Source organism: Actinosynnema sp. NPDC037264, from assembly GCF_055603705.1.
In genome coordinates, this window is record NZ_JBVJVK010000022.1 from 27,437 (window position 1) to 44,632 (window position 17,196).

Sequence of the window (17,196 nt, forward strand, 5' to 3'; positions counted from 1 at the left end):
CGCTGGGAGTCGACGACAGCGCGCATCCCCTCTGGGGTGGTGGCGCGGTTGGTCGCTGTGGCGGCTGCCGCGCGCCGTGTTGGCGTACGTGCTGGGCGTCGAGGCCGTGGCGGTGGTCGCGGTGGCGTCCGTGGCGACGTTGACGCCGGTGACGGGTCGCCACTGGGTGTGGTTCGCGGTGCTGGCCGGCGCGGCCGTGGTGCACTTCGAGGCGGCGCGGGGGCTGGAACGGGTGCGCGAGGTGGCGGCCGAGGGCAGCCCGTACGCGCACCCGCAGTCGATCTGGCTGTTCGCGGGCGTGCTGGTGCTGCCGCCGCCGCTGCTGGCCTGCCTGGTCGCGGTGAGCTACGGCTACGGGTGGGTGCGGATCTACCGGCGCAGCCCGCTGCACCGCAAGGTCTTCTCCGCCGCCACGGTGCTGCTCGCTTGCTTCTCGGCGGGCGCGATCCTGCTGGCGGCGCACCCCGATCCCGCGCTGCCGCACGCCGCGCAGCTGACCGGCCCGGTCGACCTGGGGGCCCTCGTGGCGGCCGGTGTCGCGTACTGGTTGGTCAACCTCGCGCTGGTGGTCGGCGCGATCCTGCTGTCCACCCCGGTCCGGCCGGGGCGCGACGTGCTGGGGCCGTTGAGCCAGCAGCTGGTCATCGCCGCGTCGATCGGGTTGGGCACGGGCCTGGCCGTGGTGCTGGTGACGGCGCCGTGGGTGGTGCCGGTGCTGGTGGTCACCATGCTCGGGATGCACCTGGGGCTGCTGCTGCCGGTCTACCGCACCGCCGCCCGGGTGGACGGCAAGACCGGCACGTTGACCTCCGTGGCCTGGACCGAGCGGGCCGCCGCCGAGCTGTCCCGCTCCGCGGCGACCGACGCGCCGATGGCCGTGCTGCTGCTCGACCTGGACCACTTCAGCGCGATCAACAACACCCGCGGGCACCTGGCCGGCGACCACGCGCTGCGCGCCGTGGCCACCGAGCTGCGCCGCCAGGTCCGCGACGGCGACCTGGTCGGCCGGTGGGGCGGCGAGGAGTTCGTGGTGCTGCTGCCCGGGACCGACCCGGCCGACGCCCGGCAGGTGGCCGAGCGGATCCGCGCCGCGGTGCGCGAGCCGTTGACGGACGTGCCGGGCGCGGCCTTCGGCGTGGACGGCGCGCTGCGGATCACCGCGTCGCTGGGCGTGGCGGTGTTCCCCGTGCACGGCCGCACCGTGGACGAGTTGCTGCTGGCCGCCGACACCGCGCTGTACCGCGCGAAGCACAACGGTCGGGACCGGGTGGAAACCGCGCCCTCCGGCACCGCCGGCTGACCCGGATGGTCGACCAGGACGCCGGGCGGGCCCGGTACCGCGAGGTGTTCGCCTCCACCGAGTTCCGGGCGCTGTTCGCCGCCCACACCGTCTCCACCATCGGCGACCAGTTCGCCCGGGTCGCGCTCACGGTGCTGGTGTTCCGCGACACCGGCTCGCCCGCGTGGGCGGCGATCACCTACGCGTTGACGTTCCTGCCGGACCTGATCGGCGGTCCGCTGCTGGCCGGCTTGGCCGACCGGTACCCGCGGCGCGCCGTGATGGTGTGCTCCGACCTGGTGCGGGCCGTGCTGGTCGCGTTGATGGCCGTGCCGGTCCTGCCGTGGCCGGTGGTGTGCGGGCTGCTGGTGCTGCTGCAGTTGGCCGGCGCGCCCGCGGTGCCGGCCCGGACCGCGCTGTTACCGCACGTCCTGCCCGGTCCCGCGTTCCGCGCGGGCGCCGCCGCGCTGTCCACCGTGAGCCAGGCCGCCCAGGTCGCCGGGTTCGCCGCCGGCGGTGTCCTGGTCATCGCCGTGGGCACGGGCGGTGTGCTGCTGCTGGACGCGGTGTCGTTCGCGGTGTCGGCCGCCGCCGTGGCCTGGTGGGTGAAGGGCCGGCCCGCGCCCGGTGGCAACGGCGCGCGACGGCCGGGGTGGTGGCGCGCGATGACGGCCGGCGCGACCCTGGTGTGGCGCGACCGCAGGCTCCTCGCGTTGATCTGCTTCGCGTCGCTGTCCGCGTTCTACATCAGCGGCGAGGCGCTGGCCGTGCCGCTGGCCGACCAGTTCGGCGGCGGGCCGGTCGCGGCCGGGCTGCTGTTCGCCGCCTACCCGGCCGGGTGCGCGCTGGCGAGCCTGGTCGTGGCCACCCGCCCGGAAGCCGCCCAGCTGCGCGCCTTACCCGTGCTGGCGGTGGCCACCAGCGCGCCGCTGGTCGTCTGCTTCCTGCACCCCGGCCTGCCGGCCCTGGTGCTGCTGTTCCTGGCGTCCGGCGCCGCGTCGAGCTACCACGCCATCGCCTCGCCGACGTTCGCCCTGTGGACGCCGGACGAGGCCCGGGGTCAGGTCTACGGCTTGGCCGTGACCGCGCTCAAGATCGCCCAGGGGCTCGGTGTCGCCGCCGCCGGGCTCGCCGCCGAGCACGTGCCGCCGCACCAGGTCGTCGCGGCCGGCGGGGTGCTGGGAGTGCTGGCGGCGTTGGGCGTCGGCGTGCTCTGGCGGCGCAGCGGGGCCACCCGGGTGGGCCGGACCGTCGCCCCGTGAGGATCTCGTCGATGCGACGCCCGGCGGCGTTCAGGCCGTCCGCCGCGTCCGCTCCAGAACGACAACCGCACCACGGGGTCCGGCGCCGCGCCCCGTCGGTCCCGCGGTTGTGATTCGGACGGCCCGCGCCGCAATCAGTGGCCAGGGCTGCCCAGGTGCCGGGCGAAGAACCGGATCGAACTGTCGATCTCGAAGGACGGGACTCGGAAGTGGCTGCCGGGGTTGGCGTGCAAGGTCTTCTCGGCGGAGCCGAGCGCGTCGAACAGCTTCATGACGGAGTCCCGCGGATTCCCTTCATCGTCCCACTGCAGCACGAACTCGACCGGGATCGTGATCCGCGCCGCGGTGTCGATGAGCCAGTCGCTCCCGACCAGACCGAGGACCGCGGCCGTGATCCGAGGTTCGGCCGCGACGAGGCGGAGGCCCATCTCGCCGGCCTGGGACAGGCCGTAGTACCCGACGGGCAAGCCTTTGCCGACGGAGTCGAGTCCCTGGAGCGCGTCCAGGGTGGTCTGCCAGTCGGGTACGAGTTCTGCCGCCACGGTGTCGTTGAGCTCGGGCCACGCCGGGCCGAAGGGCTCGCCCGCTGCCTCCCGTTCCTGGATGACCGCGACGAGCCGCCGGATCTCCGGGTGCGCCGGCCTGTCCCCGGTACCAGGCGCGTCGATCGCGGCCACCGCGAAGCCGCACGAGGTGACGTAGGGGAAAGCTCGGGAGACGACCTCCCACCCCTTCTTGTGCCCGCCGCCGCCGTGCCCGATCAAGACCAGCGGACGGGGACCGGAGCCCTCGGCGGGCGTCCAGAGCACCCCGGGGATCTCCCCGATGGTGAAGAGCTGCTCGCGGATGCCGTCGGCGACGGTGTCCGAGGTGATTCGCATGCCGGCATTGAACCGGCGTTCCCGCTGGTGTGGCGAGCCGATTACCCGGGCGGCCGGGCCGACGGCGGTGGGAGCTGCCGGCGTCAGCCCGCTCGCCGTTCGGCGGCGATGATCAGGTCCAGGTTGCCGCGGGTCGCTTCGAGTTCGCCGATGGCCTCGCCGATCCGGTCCCGGTGCTTGACCAGCTCGTCGACCAGCTCGGGGCAGCCGGGCGCCAAGAGATCGTCGTCGTCGACCATGCACGGCAGCGCTTGCACGATCTGCGCGATGCTCAACCCGGCCGCGAGCAGGACCCTGATCCGGCGCACGGCCGCCACGTCCGCGTCGCGGTAGACGCGGTAGCCGCTCGGCCGCCGTTCCGGGTGCAGCAGGCCGTGCTCCTCGTAGTACCGCAACGCGCGCTCGCTGACGGCGGTCCGTCGCGACAGCTCCCCGATCCGCACCCCGGCTCCCGACTTGACTCTGACGCCGATGTCAAGGTTTAGCTTAGCCGCCATGACACCCGTGACCGTCCTCGGACTCGGACCGATGGGCCGGGCGCTGGCGACCGCGTTCGCCGCCGCCGGCCATCCCACCACCGTGTGGAACCGCACGCCGGGCAAGGGAGACGACCTCGACGCCACCACGGCGGCCACCGCCGCCGAGGCGATCGCCGCCAGTCCCCTCGTCGTCGTGTGCGTGCTGAACCACCAGGCCGTGCGCTCGGTGCTCGAACCCGACGCGCTGACGGGCCGCACCCTGCTCAACCTCACCAACGGCTCGCCGACGCAGGCCCGCGAGATGGCCGCGTGGGCGGCGGGGCACGGCGTCGACTACCTCGACGGCGTGCTGCTGAACGGGGTCGTCGGCGGGCCGGGGGCGGCTTTGCTCTACAGCGGACCGGAGGACGTCTACCAGGCGCACCGGGCCACGTTGTCCGCGCTCGGCGAGCAGGGGACGTACCTCGGCGCGGATCCCGGCCGGGCGGCCGCGTTCAACGCCTCGCTGCTGGACCTGTTCTGGACGTCGATGTTCGGAGTCGTGCACGCGTTCCGGTTGGCCGCCGCCGAGCAGATCACCCCGGCCGAGCTCGCCGGGCACGCGAAGGTGATGGCCGGCCTGGTCCCCGGGCTCATCGACGTGGTCGCCGAGCACCTCGCCGCCGACCACTTCCCCGGCGACGCCTCCACCCTCGTCTCGGCGGCGGCGATCCTGGACGACGTGATCGACACCGTCCGGGCCAACGGCCTGGACGACGGCGTCCTCGACGCCGGACGTGCCGCCGTGCGGCGGGCGATCGACGCCGGGCACGGCTCGGCCGGCTTCTCCCGCCTCGCCGTGCTCTGAGCACCGACACGGCGCACGGCCGCCCGACCCGGAAGCCGCCCCCTCGCAACGCCGGGTCCGGCGGGCGAGGCAGGATCGTGGCATGAGCCTCGATCCACAGCGGGCAGCGGTGCTGGCGCTGCACTGGCAGGTCAACGTCATCAAGCCGGAGGGGTTCTTCGGGCCGATGCTGGCCGAGCCCGTGGCCCGCAGCGGCGTCGTCGGACGAGCGGCGCGTTTTCACGAAGCGGTCGGTGTCCCCGTGTTCTTCACCAGGTTCACCATTCCCGAGGGCGAGGGCGGGCTGGTGCGCAACACCGGCTTCATGCGGGCCGTCGGCGACGCGCAGGAGGCGTTCCGGCCCGACGCGCCCGGCGCGCGGCTGATCCCGGAGCTGGCGGGCGGCACACCGACCGTCGTCGACAACCAGAAGCTGTCCGGCCTCGCCGGCAACGACCTGGCCGCCCGGTTGACCGAGCGGGGCGTCGACACGCTGCTGCTGACCGGTGTGGCCACCAACCTGACCGTCGAGCAGACCGCGCGCCACGGCACCGACCTCGGCTTCACCGTGCACGTGGTCAGCGACTGCGTGACCGCGGCCGACGACGCCGCCCACACCGCTTCCCTGGCGAACCTCGACCTCACCACGGCGGGCTGCCTGACCGCGGACGAGGTCCTGGAACTCCTGCGCGCGCGGTCCTGAGAGGACGTCAGGACGCGGGCAGCGAGACGAACCCCTCGCGCACGAGCCAGTCGCGGGCGACGGCGGCCGGGTCCCGGCCGTCGACGTCCACCTCCGCGTTGAGCGCGCGCACGGTGTCGTTGTCCAGCTTCGCCACGATCGGCGCCAGCACCTCGGCGACCTGCGGGTGCGCGGCGTGGAAGTCCTGGCGCAGCACGACCGCGGCGTTGTAGCGGGGGAAGAACTTCTTGTCGTCCTCCAGCACGACCAGGTCCAGCGCGACGATGCGGCCGTCGGTGGTGAACACCTCGCCGAAGTTGCACAGCCCCGTGGACGTCGCGGTGTAGATCGTGCCGGTGCCGAAGGTCTTGACCTCCGCCGCGGCGGCGTCGAAGCCGTAGGCCTTCGCCACGCCCGGGAACCCGTCGTTGCGGCTGACGAACTCGGTCTCCAGGCAGAACACGGCCTCGTCCGGCGAGCGGCCGATCAGGGCGGCCATGTCCGAGGTGGTCCGCAGGCCGTTGGCGCGCGCGAACTCCTCGGTGACGGCGAAGGCGTAGGTGTTGTCGATCGCGGAGTAGTCGAGCCAGACCAGGCCGTTGCGGGCCAGGTCGGCGTCGCGGACCGCCTCGTACTGCGCCCGCTCGTCCGGGATCGGGTCGGTGTTGCCCAGGTAGCTGATCCACCCGGTGCCGGTGTAGTCCCAGGACAGGTCGATGTCGCCGGTGATCAACGCCTGGCGGGAGCTGTTGGAGCCCTGGATGTTGGTCATGTCCCGCACCTCGGCGCCCGCCGCGACGAGGGCGACCTCGGCGAGGTAGCCGAGGACCTGGTTCTCGGTGAAGTCCTTGGAGCCGACCGCGATCTCCACGCCGGCCAGTTCGGGCACGGGCCGGATCGAGCCCGGCCCCACGTCGAACGGCAGCGCGAACGACGACTCCAGGCCGCAGCCGGACGTCAGCAGCGCCACCGCCACGACCGCCAGTCGCGTGATCCGCCTCATCGCAGCCCCTTCGGTCCCAGGTAGGTCTCGACGAGCGCGCCCAGCCAGTCCACGAGCAGCGCGAGACCGACCGCCAGCACCGCGCCGGTGATCAGCACGGGCACCCTGGCCAGCTTGTAGCCGGTGTCGATCAGCAACCCGAGGCCGCCGCCGTTGACGAACACCGCCAGCGTGGCCACGCCGACCGCGTGCACCAGCGCCGTGCGCAGCCCGGCCAGGATCAGCGGCACGGCCAGCGGCAGCTCGATCCGCCGCAGCACGGTCGCGGCGGACATGCCGATGCCGCGGCCGGCGTCGACGAGCGCCGGGTCGACGCCCTGGAGCCCGACCATGGTGTTCCGCAGCACGGGCAGCAGCGTGTAGAACGCGATCGGCAGCACCGCCGCCCACAGCCCTTCCAGGCCGGAGACCAGGAAGAACAGCACCAGGATGCCGATCGCGGGCGAGGCCTGGCCGATCGTGGCGAGGCCGAGGAACAGCGGCGCGGCCCGGCGTGCCCACCGGCGGGTGAGCACGATGCCGAGCGGCACCGCCACGACCAGGACGAGCCCGGTCACCACCAGGCTGATCACCAGGTGGTCCCAGGTCGCGGACACCAGGGAGGAGGCGTTGAGGCTCTGCCGCTCGATCGAGTCGAGGTCGCGGGTGAACGCCCAGAGCAGCACGCCGCCGACCAGCGCCACCACGACGACCGGCTGGACCAGCAGGCGGAGCCGTTCGGCCCGCGGCGGCGAGGTGGTCGTGGCGGCGGCGGTCCGGAGGTCGGCCGCGGCCGTCACGCGTCCGCCTCCGCGTGCTCGTCGCGCAGCTTCCGCACCGTGCCGATCACGGCGTCCATCTCGACCAGCCCGACGTACTCGCCGCGCGAGCCGGTGACGACCGCCGCGCCGCCTTCGGTGAGGATGGCCTCCAGGGCGTCCTGGAGGGTCGACTGGAGCGTCACCGAGTCGCCGACGGGCCGCGGTTGCCCCGGACCGCGCACCCAGCTCACCGGGCGGTTGCGGGCGTCCAGCAGCAGCGCGTGGCGGCGCCCGGACCCGGCGAGCCTGCCGAGGACGTCGGCGGGCCGGTCGGTCGCCGGCGCGGTCACCGCCTGGCTCAGCTCGACCTCGCGCACCCGGCGCAGCCTGAGCTGCTTGAGCGACGCGCCGGCGCCGACGAAACCGGCGACCGTGTCGTCGGCGGGGTTGGCCAGGATCGCCTCGGGGGTGTCGTACTGGAGCAGGCGCGACCGGGGGCCGAGCACCGCGATCCGGTCGCCGATCTTGACCGCCTCGTCGAAGTCGTGCGTGACGAACACGATCGTCTTGCGCAGCTCGGACTGCAGCCGCATCAGCTCGTCCTGGAGGTTGCCGCGCGTGATCGGGTCGACCGCGCCGAACGGCTCGTCCATCAGCAGCACGGGCGGGTCCGCGGCGAGCGCGCGGGCGACGCCGACGCGCTGCTGCTGGCCGCCGGAGAGCTGCCGCGGGTAGCGGTCGCGGAACTCGGCCGGGTCGAGCCCGACCAGGTCCAGCATCTCGTCCACCCGGTCGGCCACCCGCGGGCGGCGCCAGCCGAGCAGGCCGGGGACCGTGCCGACGTTCTGGCCGACGGTCAGGTGCGGGAACAGCCCCGCCTGCTGGATGGCGTACCCGATGCCGCGGCGCAGCTCGTCGGGGTTCAACGACAGGGTGTCCGCGCCGTCGATGGTGATGCGACCCGAGGTCGGCTCGATCAATCTGTTGATCATCCGCATCGTGGTGGTCTTGCCGCACCCGGACGGGCCGACGAGCACCACGGTCTCCCCCGCCGGGATGGTCATGCTGACCGACTCCACCGCGGGCGCCTCGACGCCGGCGTAGCGCTTGGTCACGTCGACGAGCCGGATCTCACTGGCCACGGATCCCCCTGGAAACGGTGTAGCGGCCGATCAGCGCGAAGATCCCGTCCAGGACCAGCGCGAGGACGACGATGCCGAGCGTGCCCGCCACCGCCTGGTTGGTTGCGTTCGCGCTGCCCGCCCTGGTCAGGCCGGCGAAGATCTCCACGCCGAGGCCGGGCCCGCGGACGTAGGCGGCGATCGCGGCGATGCCCATCAGCATCTGGGTGGCGATCCGCGTCCCGGTCAGGATCGCGGGCCAGGCCAGCCTCAGCTCGACCCTGGTCAGCACGCCCACCCTGCTCATCCCGACGCCGCGGGCCGCGTCGCGCACGGCCGGGTCGACGCCGCCGAGACCCACGATCGTGTTGCGCACGACCGGCAGCAGCCCGTACAGCACGAGCGCGACGACGGTCGGCGGCACGCCCAGCCCCAGCACCGGGATCAGCAGGCCGAGCAGGGCGAACGACGGGATGGTGAGGATCGCGCTGGTCAACGCCGTCGCGGCGGTCGAACCGAGCGGGCTGCGGTACACCGCGACACCGATGCCGACGCCGATCACCGCGGCCAGCAGGGCGCACTGCACCACGGCGCTGACGTGCAGGAGGGCCTCGACCAGCAGTCGGTTCCACCGGTCGACCAGGAACTCCCCGAAGCTCACGTCGTGGCCCCCGGTTCGCCGGCCGCGACGGTCTTGGTCCACACAGGACGGATAAGGCAACCCCCTCGTCCGGGACGCGCTGTCCTAAGTGCACAGCGGCTCGTCACCGCCGCACACCGCACCGCGCGGCGACACCGCGGTGCCGGCGTGCCGAGCGGTCCCGGCACCGTACCGCGATCTTGCCGCAAGGCGTCGCCGGCCGACCTGCCGATCAGCTGACGATCCCGCGAAGTGGTGTCCCGGCCGGACGCCGATGCCCGCCCGCGGACCGGTGTCCGACCGGTCGAGGGCGCAAGGGCAGCAGGAGGACGGCCGCTCGACAGGGGCGACCCGAAGTGCGTTCACCGGCCGTCGTGCGGGGAATGCGATTTCCAGCCACCGTGGAATCATTCCCGCACTATTGCGGAAATTTGGTCGCATTCGAGATTCAGCTGTCGTTGACACCGTGCTGGAATCGGTGTTATCCCTTTTCACGAGCTCGGTCGGAGGGCGGAATGACTGATTCGACGGACCAACGGCGGCCCGGTTTCCGAGTTCCGCTCATCGTCCTGTTCGTCCTGGTGACCGCCGTGGTCACCTCGGTGTCGGCACGCCTGGTCGCGGACGTCGCCGAGTGGTGGCGGGCGGACGGCGTCCCCTACCTCGCCGCGACCGCGGTGATGCTGGTGCTGTCCAGCGTGCTGATCAACGCCCTGCCGCGCGCGGTGCGGGAGTTCTGGCAGTGGGAGGGGCCCTTCCCCGCCGCGGCGGACCGCGTCCGGAAGGCGTTGGGCAGGCCGCGGAAGGCGGTGGCCGTCCTGGTCACGGTCCTCCTCCTCGGCCTGGGCAGCTACGTGCTGCTGCCGCCGCCGCTGGAGGCCGGCGAGCTGGTCCTCATGACGGCGACGGACCTGAGTCCCCACGACCCGCGGACCACGGTGATCGAGCAGTGGAACGAGAGCCACCCGCGAAACCCGGTCATCGTCGAAACCGCGGCGGGCGAGACCGAGGAGCAGCACGAGCGCATGGTCAACGACGTCGAGGACGGCGGCGCGCACAAGGCCGACGTCTACCTCCTCGACGTGGTGTGGATGCGGGAGTTCATCGACCACGGCTACCTCCGCGAACTGGACCGGTCGAAGCTCGCCGGCGGCCTGGACGACTTCGTCGCGCCGGTCCGGCGCACCTGCGAGGAGGTGGGCGGACCGCTGTGGGCGCTGCCGCTCAACACCGACGTCGGGCTGCTCTACTACCGCACCGGCGTCCCGGGCCTCGCCCCGCCGACCAGTTGGGACGGGCACTCCGGCGTCCTCGCCACCCAGGCGCTCGGCGGGCTGGAGGCGGCCACCACCGCGCAGTTCTCGGACGAGATGCTCATGGTCGAGGCGCTGGAGGCCATCTGGGCGGCGGGAGGCCGCGTGGTGACCGAGGACGGCCGCGTCAGGCTCACCCCGGACGGCAGCCAGGTGCAGTTCACCGAGGACGACTACGAGGGCATGCGCAACCTCAACGCGATGGCGACGGCCCCGCGCGTCGCCCTCTCCGACCCGCGACCCGAGGACACCACCGCGTCCCACGCCGTCGAGCAGTTCGCCGCCGGGCGCACGGCGTTCATGCGGAACTGGGCGGTCGCCGACGAGCAGCTGACCGACCTGCGGGACGAGCTGGACGCCAAGGGCGTCACCTTCCGCACCGCGCCGCTGCCCCGGTCGAGCGTGTCGGAGGCGAGCAGCGTGCTCGGCGGGCAGAACCTCGCGATCTCGGCGCACAGCGACAAGCCGAAGGCCGCGCAGGCCCTGATCCAGTTCCTCACCAGCACGCAGAGCCAGCAGATCCTCGCCGAGGTCGGCGGGTTCGCGCCGACCCGGGACTCGGTGTACGACCGGGCCGAGGGCGAGCACTTGGTGCAGGTGCGGACCGCGTTGCGCAACGCCGGGCTCCGGCCGGTCACGCGCAGCTACACCGAGTTCAGCCGGAGGTTCCGCGAGGCCGTCAGGGGCGTGGTGACCGAGCAGGACCGCATCTCCGACGCCGTGGCCCGGGAGTTGGCGGAGATCCTGCGGAAGTGACGGCCGGGTCGACCCGCTGACCGCGTCGACGCGTGCCCGGTGGAGCTCCGCGCGCTGTGTCGGTTCAGTCCGCCACCTGTCACCCGTTCGGCCCAGCACGCGGGCCGCCGAGTCGACCATCGCGAGGCACGTCCCGGGTACGGACGGGCAGACCTGCCCCGACGGACTTCCGGCGCGCCCGTGCCACGTGGTGGGCTCAAGCCGGCTCCCTGCCGCCGGGCGGACGGGGGTTCCGGAGGACCGGTACCGGCCCCGGTGCCGGTGCGGAGGTGCGAGGCGATGTGGTCCCACGAGGACGGAGGTCGCGTGGCGGACGGTTCCACGCCCGAGAGGTTCGCGGGCGACCTGTTCCTCGACCTGGCGGTCAAGGGGTGGCTGGTGGTGGAGCCGGCGGAGGCCGAGCGGGTCATCGCCGGCTTGGAGCGGACCCTGGAGGTCGTCCGGTCGCGGGCGCACCGGACCGAGGTGTCGAGGCGGCTGCGCAGCGCGGCGGGCGACGACATCGACCCGGAGGTCGACCGGCTCGTGGTCGACACGGTGTTCGCCGAGCAGATCATGGCGGGCTCGTGGGAGCGCGCGCTGGTCGAGCTGCCGAAGTACATCGAGGCGTTCCGGATGGCCGCCCGCAACGCGCCCCGGCGTGAGCCGTGACGCCCACGCCGAGCGACATCGCGTCGTGCGACCTGCGGTTCGAGCTGGGCGCGGCCGTGGAGGACCTCCGCCACTACCGGGAGACCGGTGACCACACCACGGTCGAGCTGATGCTCGCCTGGATCGACGCGCTGCTCGACGAGTGGAACCGCCGCGCCCGGTGAACCGCGCGGGACGGGCTCCACCGCGCACGAGCATCACCACGCACAAGTCGCGCCGCACAAGTCTCACCACGCACAAGTCCCACCGCGCACGAGTCTCGCCACGCACGAGTTCGCCGCGCACCACAACGGGTGCGCGGCGGTCACAGGAGCGACGACGCGAGGTCGGGGTCAGCCGGCGATGTCGCCCAGCTCGCCGCTGACGTTGAGCAGCTGGGCGCAGTTCGGCGCCTGCCGGCCGCTCGCCGGCGTGCCGGGCCGGGCGCAGTCGACCGTCGCGGTCACCGTGCCGTTCTCCGGGATGTCGATCGGCGTCACCCAGTGGTAGTCCTGGTTGCGGAACGTCTCCAGCGCGATCACGGTGATCGTGCGCTCCCCGAACGCGATCGTCAGCACGCCCTCGTCGCCCTGGTGGTTGGCCAGCACGATGTCGGTGATGTGGAAGACCTTGCCCGCGGGCACGACGTAGGTGCCGGTCGCGCGCTGACCCGCGTTCGCGCGGATCTCGATGGTGCCCGAGCTCTGCTCGCCGCCACCGCTCGTGCCGCGGCCCTGCCCCTGGCCCTGGCCTTGCCCCTGCCCCTGCTCGCCGGCGGGCTGTTGTTCCGACGCGCCTCCGGGCTGCTCGGCCGGCGCCTGCGGCTCGCCCGCCTGCGCGATCTCCTGGGCACGGCCGTCGGCCGCTTCCCGGGCGGCGCTGAGCACCGCCGGGCGCACCAGCAGCAGCCACGCCAGCAGCAGCGCCAACAAGGCGCCCAGCAGCGACAGCAGCCATCGGGACAGGATCGGGAGCTGCACCAGCTCGCCGGCCAGCTCGTGCTCGCGCCGCTCGTCGGCCGCCAGGGCCACCGCGTCCAGCCGCACCGGCCACACCGCGGGCTTGCCGAACCACAGCAGCTTCGCCACCCGGGCGCGCAGCTCCAGCTCGGCCTTCGCTCCGGGGTCCACAGTGGACGGCGCGGTGGACACGGCGACCTTCAGGTGGTCGTCGGCTTCGGGCAACGAGAGCGTCACGACGGTCGGCGTGTTGCCGTTGTTCCGCACCTCGACGCGGTAGCGCGCGCTGCGCCACGCGCGACGGCGCTTGGGGATCAGTCGGGCCCGCTGCTCCGCGAACGGTTCGATGATCACGGTCGTCTCGGTCACGACCGCCGACTCCGGCCGTTCGGCGGGCAGCACCCGCACGCCGAGCGGCACCTCTCCCGCGCGCACCTCGGGTGAACGCGGTGGGCGCAGCACTATGGCGACCTGCTCCGAGGTCCCGGGGTACAGCGACAGCCGTGCCGGTTCGACGGTGGTCCAGGGGGCGCACCCGCCCACCACCTCGAACTCGTACGCCTCGACGATGTCGCTGTCGTTGCGCACCGTCATCGTCGTGCTGGTCTCCTGACCGGGCGTGACAACCACGGTGGGGAGACCGAATTCGGTCGTTGTGGTCACCCGACGAACGGTAGGGACGCCGCCACCGGCCCGGACAGGGAGAAAAGGGCACTGTGCGGGCAAACCCGTGCACCGAAGGCCCCGCGCCGGTGCCCCGAAGCCCTCGCCCGGCCCACGATGGTCCGGACGAGGTCGCCGACACCGCGCGGTCCGGTCGTTCCACAGGAGGTTGTCATGACCAGGATTCCGGTGGCCGTGTACGCCGAGGACCCGGTGCTGAAGGCCGGCATCACGCACCAGCTGCGGCCGCGGTCCGAGGTCGAGGTGGTGCGGCCGGACGAGGAGGCGCGCGCCGCCGTGTCGCTCGTCGTCGTGGACCGGGTGGACGAGGAGGCGGCCCGGTTGCTTCGCCGGTTGAGGCAGTCCACCACCACGCGCGTAGGCCTGGTGGTGGGGCACTTCGACCAGGACGCGCTCCAGATCACCATCGACTGCGGGGTGACGGCGGTGATCCGGCGCGCCGAGGCGCACCAGGACCGGCTCGTCAGCACGATTTCCGCGCTGGTCAAAGGGGAAGCGGTGCTGCCCGGCGACCTGCTCGGCACGCTGCTCGACCACGTGGGCCGGTTGCAGCGCAGCGTGCTGGACCCCAACGGCCCGTCGCTGTCCACGCTCACCGCACGTGAGGCGGACATGCTGCGGCTGGTGTCCGAGGGCTTCGACACCACCGAGATCGCCGCCAAGACGTCGTTCTCGGAGCGGACGGTGAAGAACGTCCTGCACGAGGTCACCACCCGGCTGAACCTGCGCAACCGCGCGCACGCCGTCGGCTACGCCATGCGGCACGGCCTGATCTGAGTTGCCCGAACGGCCCGGGGTCGTGCCCCGACCGTGCCCGCCCGGACCTCCGCGCCGCGCGGTGGGCCGGCCGACGATTCCGGCACATGCCCCAGACGGAGGTGGAACCTTGTCGAGCTGGTTGCCGACCCGACCCCTCGCCACGATCGGCGCGGCGGTGGCGCTGAGCGCCGCGGTCGTCGCGGTGCACGACGTCGCCACGTCGGTGTCGGCGGCGGTGCTCCAGGACGACCCCGTGTCCGGCCGGATCGCCTACGCGGGCACCGGGCACCGCAGCATCGGCGCGGTCACCGGTCCCGTGCCCGAGCAGCCGCGGCCGAGCGCGCCGCTGTTCGGCGCCGGACCCGCGCACCACGACGACCACGTCTCGGCGCGCGGCGGGCTGGTGGTGTTCACCAGCCTGCGCGACGGGCCGGAGCCGCAGGTGTACCTGCGCGCGGCCGACGGTTCGGTGCGCAGGCTCACCGAGGGCCTCGACGCGGGCCACCCCCGGCTGTCCCCCGACCTGCGGACGGTGGTGTTCGACTCGCGCGAGGACGGCGCGCGCGACCTGTGGCTGGTCGGCGTGGACGGCACGGGGCTGCGCAGGCTGACCGACACGCCGTCCGACGAGGCGTGGCCGACGTTCGCACCGGACGGCGCGAGCGTCGCGTTCTCCGGCGACCGCGACGGCGCGCGGGAGATCTACCGCGTCCCGGTGGGCGGCGGCCGGGTCACCCGGGTCACCGACGAGCCGGACGGCGACGCGGGCGAGCCGGACTGGAACCCGCGGGACGGCCGCATCGCCTACACCCTGGACGTCGGCGGCGTCCCGCGGCCGCGCGTGCTCGACGGTGGCCGGGTCGGCGCGCCGGTGCTGGGCGGCGACCAGGCCGGGTGGCGTGGCCGCTGGCCCGTCTGGCTGCCGGACGGCGCCGGCCTGCTGTTCCTCAGCACCGACCAGGTCTGCTCGTGCCCGGCCGACCCGAACGTCGAGAAGGTGTACCGGGTCGACACCGGCCCGGGACTGCCCGTCACGACCGCGCCCGGCCTGCTGCTGGCGGAGAACCGCGCGGTCACCTCGCCGACGTGGCTGGTGGACGCGCGCGGCGAGCACCTGCTCGTGGCCCGCACGACCGCCGAGACCTACTTCACCGCGACGCTGCAGGACGTCCGGCCGGACGGCTCCGACCCGCGCGACCTGGGCGTGCCGGTGCTGCGCGAGGACCCCGGGATCGCCGACGACCCCAACCTGCTGTTCCACCCGCGCGAGGGCTACGACCCGTGGACGCAGCGGCAGTCCTACTCCCCCGACGGCCGCACGATCGCGCTGAGCCGGTTCGAGGACGTCGACGGCCGGCGGGTGCAGCGGCTGTGGCTGGTGGACGCCGACGGCGGCAACGCGCGGCGGCTGCCGGTCGCGGACCGGCAGCCGGCGGACTGGGAGTTCGACGCGGTCTGGTCGCCGGACGGCCGGTTCCTGGCGTTCGCCCGCCGCACGCCGGGCGGCGTGCGGCCCGAGGGCGGTGCGAGCCGCATCGTGGTCGTCGAGGCCGCGACCGGCGCGGTGGCGGGGCGGCTGACGCCACCGCCGTCCGCCGCCGACCAGGAGGACACCCAGCCCGCGTGGTCACCCGACGGCACGACGCTGGCGTTCACCCGCGGTCGGGTCTTCGACGGCCCCACCGGCGAGGTGCGCGACAACCACGTGTGGACCGCCCGGACCGGGACGCTGGACCGGCAGCGGGACGTGTCGGCGGCGGTCTGCGGGTTCGACTGCGAGGTGACCGACGACAGCTCGGTGTTCAGCCCGGACGGCCGCGCGTTGGCGTTCAACCGCGAGGCCGATGGCGTGCTGCTGGTGTCGTTGGCGGACAACGGGTGCCGCGTGGTGCTGCCCTCGGGGGCGAACACGTGCGCCACGCCGTTGACCGCGCCGCCTTCGGGGCCGTTCCAGCCCAGGGACGTGTCGTTCTCGCCCGACGGCGACCGCGTGGTGCTGACCGCGCGCCGCGTGGGTGACCTGGCGTCGCCGGAGGAGCTGGCGGTGGTCGACCTCGGCACGGGCGCGGTGCGGCGGATCACGGCCGACCTGCCGGGCAGGCAGAAGGAACCGACCTGGCAGCAGACGGTCGACCTGGCCGTCCAGGCGCCCGACACCACGCCGGACGCCGACACCGGCACGACCACGCCGGTGACGGTGACCGTGGTCAACCGCGGTCCGGCCACCTCCCCCGGCACCGCGTTGACCGTCGCCGTCCCGGACGGCGTGCGGTTGGCGGCGTTGCGCCCCGCGCGCGGCACCTGTGACGTGGCCGGGTTGCGGTGCGACCTCGGGGTGGTGGGGCCCGGTGCGTCCGTGGACGTCGTCGCCGACGTGGTGGGCGTGGTGCCCGGACGGCGGAGCGTCACCTGGTCGGTGGCGGGCGCCGTGCTCGACGTGCTGCCGTCCGACAACGCCGCGGCGACGGCGATCCCGGTGCGCGACCCGGTGGCCGGACCGCCGCCGCCCGCGCCGCCGCCCGCCGTGCCGCCGGCCGGTCCTTCGCTGGCCGTGGTGGTGCAGCCGGATCCGTCCTATGTGGGCGGACGGGCGACGGTGAGCTACACCGTGCGCAACGGCGGCGGCGCCCTGGCCACCGGGCTGCGGCTGGACTTCGCGCTGCCCGCGCAGGTGCCGGTGGCGGCCCTGCCGCCGGGGTGCGCGAACACCGGGTGCCCGGTGCCGGACCTGCCGCCGGGCGCGTCGCAGGTGGTGCAGGTCGTGCTCGCGCCGAACGCGCCGCTCCAGACCACCGTGCGCGGGACGTTGCGCACGACCGGCACGGACGCCGACCCGGCGGACAACGTGGCCGCCGCGCCGATGCGCGTGCTGCGGCCCCGGATCGAGGCCGTGCCGCCGATCGGTGAACCCGGTTTCGTCACGTCGGTGCGCGGCGTGGACTTCCCGCCCGGCGTGCCGGTGCGGCTGTCCTGGTCGCCCGGCATCACCGCGGCCGCGACGCCGACCGTGCCGCGCCCGGACGGCGGGTTCACCGCGCAGTTGCTCATCCTCGCCAAGGACCAGACCGGGAGGCGGACGATCACCGCCGCCGGAGCCGGTTTCGAGCCCGCCACCACCGGGTTCCTCGTCGTGCCCGGCTCCGTGGGGCCGCCCGACGAGGTGCGGCGCAGGTGACGACGAG

Annotated in this window: 16 protein-coding genes; 9 read left to right on the top strand and 7 right to left on the bottom strand. The window is 73.8% G+C overall.

All coding sequences use genetic code 11. From position 1 onward, the window contains the following. The first annotated feature begins 76 nt into the window (after positions 1–76). Together ACZ7GX_RS23770 and ACZ7GX_RS23775 are read left to right on the top strand one after the other, a co-directional pair. The gene (locus ACZ7GX_RS23770; protein WP_498779599.1) at positions 77–1,300 is read left to right on the top strand and encodes a GGDEF domain-containing protein; all 1,224 of its coding nucleotides are present in this window, start codon (positions 77–79) and stop codon (positions 1,298–1,300) included. 5 nt (positions 1,301–1,305) lie between these two features. Next, positions 1,306–2,541 (top strand): MFS transporter, encoded by a 1,236-nt coding sequence (locus ACZ7GX_RS23775; RefSeq protein WP_498779600.1) that lies wholly within the window; start codon positions 1,306–1,308, stop codon positions 2,539–2,541. 134 nt (positions 2,542–2,675) lie between these two features. On the opposite strand, the gene ACZ7GX_RS23780 is transcribed toward ACZ7GX_RS23775, so the two are convergent. Continuing rightward, complete coding sequence (locus ACZ7GX_RS23780; protein WP_498779601.1) at positions 2,676–3,422, bottom strand: dienelactone hydrolase family protein; 747 nt, start codon at positions 3,420–3,422, stop codon at positions 2,676–2,678. Positions 3,423–3,505: 83 nt separating this feature from the next. After that, positions 3,506–3,865, bottom strand: coding sequence for a MerR family transcriptional regulator (locus ACZ7GX_RS23785; RefSeq protein WP_498779602.1), 360 nt, complete (start codon positions 3,863–3,865; stop codon positions 3,506–3,508). Between the two features lie 52 nt (positions 3,866–3,917). Between ACZ7GX_RS23785 and ACZ7GX_RS23790 the strand changes: the two genes are divergently transcribed. Beyond that, positions 3,918–4,748, top strand: a complete 831-nt coding sequence (locus ACZ7GX_RS23790) for an NAD(P)-dependent oxidoreductase (RefSeq protein ID WP_498779604.1) — start codon at positions 3,918–3,920, stop codon at positions 4,746–4,748. A gap of 82 nt (positions 4,749–4,830) precedes the next feature. Beyond that, positions 4,831–5,430, top strand: coding sequence for a cysteine hydrolase family protein (locus ACZ7GX_RS23795; protein ID WP_498779605.1), 600 nt, complete (start codon positions 4,831–4,833; stop codon positions 5,428–5,430). Positions 5,431–5,437: 7 nt separating this feature from the next. Here the strand turns inward: ACZ7GX_RS23795 and ACZ7GX_RS23800 are convergent, their stop codons facing one another. From ACZ7GX_RS23800 to ACZ7GX_RS23815, 4 genes are read right to left on the bottom strand one after another with little or no spacing between them, the layout of a single operon-like run. Further along, on the bottom strand, positions 5,438–6,412 hold the full coding sequence (locus ACZ7GX_RS23800) for a glycine betaine ABC transporter substrate-binding protein (protein WP_498779606.1): 975 nt from the start codon (positions 6,410–6,412) through the stop codon (positions 5,438–5,440). After that, positions 6,409–7,191 carry an ABC transporter permease gene (locus tag ACZ7GX_RS23805; RefSeq protein WP_498779608.1) on the bottom strand — a complete coding sequence of 261 codons (783 nt, stop codon included), beginning with the start codon at positions 7,189–7,191 and terminating at the stop codon, positions 6,409–6,411. Before ACZ7GX_RS23805 ends, ACZ7GX_RS23800 begins: the two co-directional genes overlap by 4 nt. Continuing rightward, a complete protein-coding gene (locus ACZ7GX_RS23810) occupies positions 7,188–8,294 on the bottom strand; it encodes an ABC transporter ATP-binding protein (protein ID WP_498779609.1) in 1,107 nt (368 codons plus the stop codon). Before ACZ7GX_RS23810 ends, ACZ7GX_RS23805 begins: the two co-directional genes overlap by 4 nt. Continuing rightward, positions 8,284–8,934 (bottom strand): ABC transporter permease, encoded by a 651-nt coding sequence (locus tag ACZ7GX_RS23815; RefSeq protein WP_498779611.1) that lies wholly within the window; start codon positions 8,932–8,934, stop codon positions 8,284–8,286. The genes ACZ7GX_RS23810 and ACZ7GX_RS23815 overlap by 11 nt, the downstream gene beginning before the upstream one ends. 494 nt (positions 8,935–9,428) lie before the next feature. On the opposite strand from ACZ7GX_RS23815, the gene ACZ7GX_RS23820 reads away from it, so the two are divergent. The 3 genes from ACZ7GX_RS23820 to ACZ7GX_RS23830 all read left to right on the top strand — a co-directional run bounded on the left by ACZ7GX_RS23820 (position 9,429) and on the right by ACZ7GX_RS23830 (position 11,797). Beyond that, positions 9,429–10,982 carry an extracellular solute-binding protein gene (locus tag ACZ7GX_RS23820; protein ID WP_498779612.1) on the top strand — a complete coding sequence of 518 codons (1,554 nt, stop codon included), beginning with the start codon at positions 9,429–9,431 and terminating at the stop codon, positions 10,980–10,982. Between the two features lie 306 nt (positions 10,983–11,288). Continuing rightward, positions 11,289–11,633 (top strand): hypothetical protein, encoded by a 345-nt coding sequence (locus ACZ7GX_RS23825; RefSeq protein WP_498779614.1) that lies wholly within the window; start codon positions 11,289–11,291, stop codon positions 11,631–11,633. Further along, positions 11,630–11,797: a hypothetical protein gene (locus ACZ7GX_RS23830; RefSeq protein WP_498779616.1), complete on the top strand. Its 168-nt coding sequence runs from the start codon at positions 11,630–11,632 to the stop codon at positions 11,795–11,797. The genes ACZ7GX_RS23825 and ACZ7GX_RS23830 overlap by 4 nt, the downstream gene beginning before the upstream one ends. Positions 11,798–11,965: 168 nt before the next feature. Here ACZ7GX_RS23830 and ACZ7GX_RS23835 read toward each other — a convergent pair whose 3' ends face one another. Beyond that, positions 11,966–13,234: a COG1470 family protein gene (locus tag ACZ7GX_RS23835; RefSeq protein WP_498779618.1), complete on the bottom strand. Its 1,269-nt coding sequence runs from the start codon at positions 13,232–13,234 to the stop codon at positions 11,966–11,968. Positions 13,235–13,408: 174 nt separating this feature from the next. On the opposite strand from ACZ7GX_RS23835, the gene ACZ7GX_RS23840 reads away from it, so the two are divergent. Beyond that, the gene (locus ACZ7GX_RS23840; RefSeq protein WP_498779619.1) at positions 13,409–14,032 is read left to right on the top strand and encodes a helix-turn-helix transcriptional regulator; all 624 of its coding nucleotides are present in this window, start codon (positions 13,409–13,411) and stop codon (positions 14,030–14,032) included. Positions 14,033–14,141: 109 nt separating this feature from the next. Further along, on the top strand, positions 14,142–17,189 hold the full coding sequence (locus ACZ7GX_RS23845; protein WP_498779620.1) for a hypothetical protein: 3,048 nt from the start codon (positions 14,142–14,144) through the stop codon (positions 17,187–17,189). Positions 17,190–17,196: the final 7 nt, after the last annotated feature.

What these genes read in the sequence shown, in the direction of transcription:
- ACZ7GX_RS23775 (WP_498779600.1), top strand. Translation starts at nt 1,306, where the DNA reads ATGGTCGACCAGGACGCCGGGCGGGCCCGGTACCGCGAGGTGTTCGCC.
- ACZ7GX_RS23780 (WP_498779601.1), bottom strand. Translation starts at nt 3,422, where the DNA reads ATGCGAATCACCTCGGACACCGTCGCCGACGGCATCCGCGAGCAGCTC.
- ACZ7GX_RS23790 (WP_498779604.1), top strand. Translation starts at nt 3,918, where the DNA reads ATGACACCCGTGACCGTCCTCGGACTCGGACCGATGGGCCGGGCGCTG.
- ACZ7GX_RS23795 (WP_498779605.1), top strand. Translation starts at nt 4,831, where the DNA reads ATGAGCCTCGATCCACAGCGGGCAGCGGTGCTGGCGCTGCACTGGCAG.
- ACZ7GX_RS23800 (WP_498779606.1), bottom strand. Translation starts at nt 6,412, where the DNA reads ATGAGGCGGATCACGCGACTGGCGGTCGTGGCGGTGGCGCTGCTGACG.
- ACZ7GX_RS23820 (WP_498779612.1), top strand. Translation starts at nt 9,429, where the DNA reads ATGACTGATTCGACGGACCAACGGCGGCCCGGTTTCCGAGTTCCGCTC.
- ACZ7GX_RS23840 (WP_498779619.1), top strand. Translation starts at nt 13,409, where the DNA reads ATGACCAGGATTCCGGTGGCCGTGTACGCCGAGGACCCGGTGCTGAAG.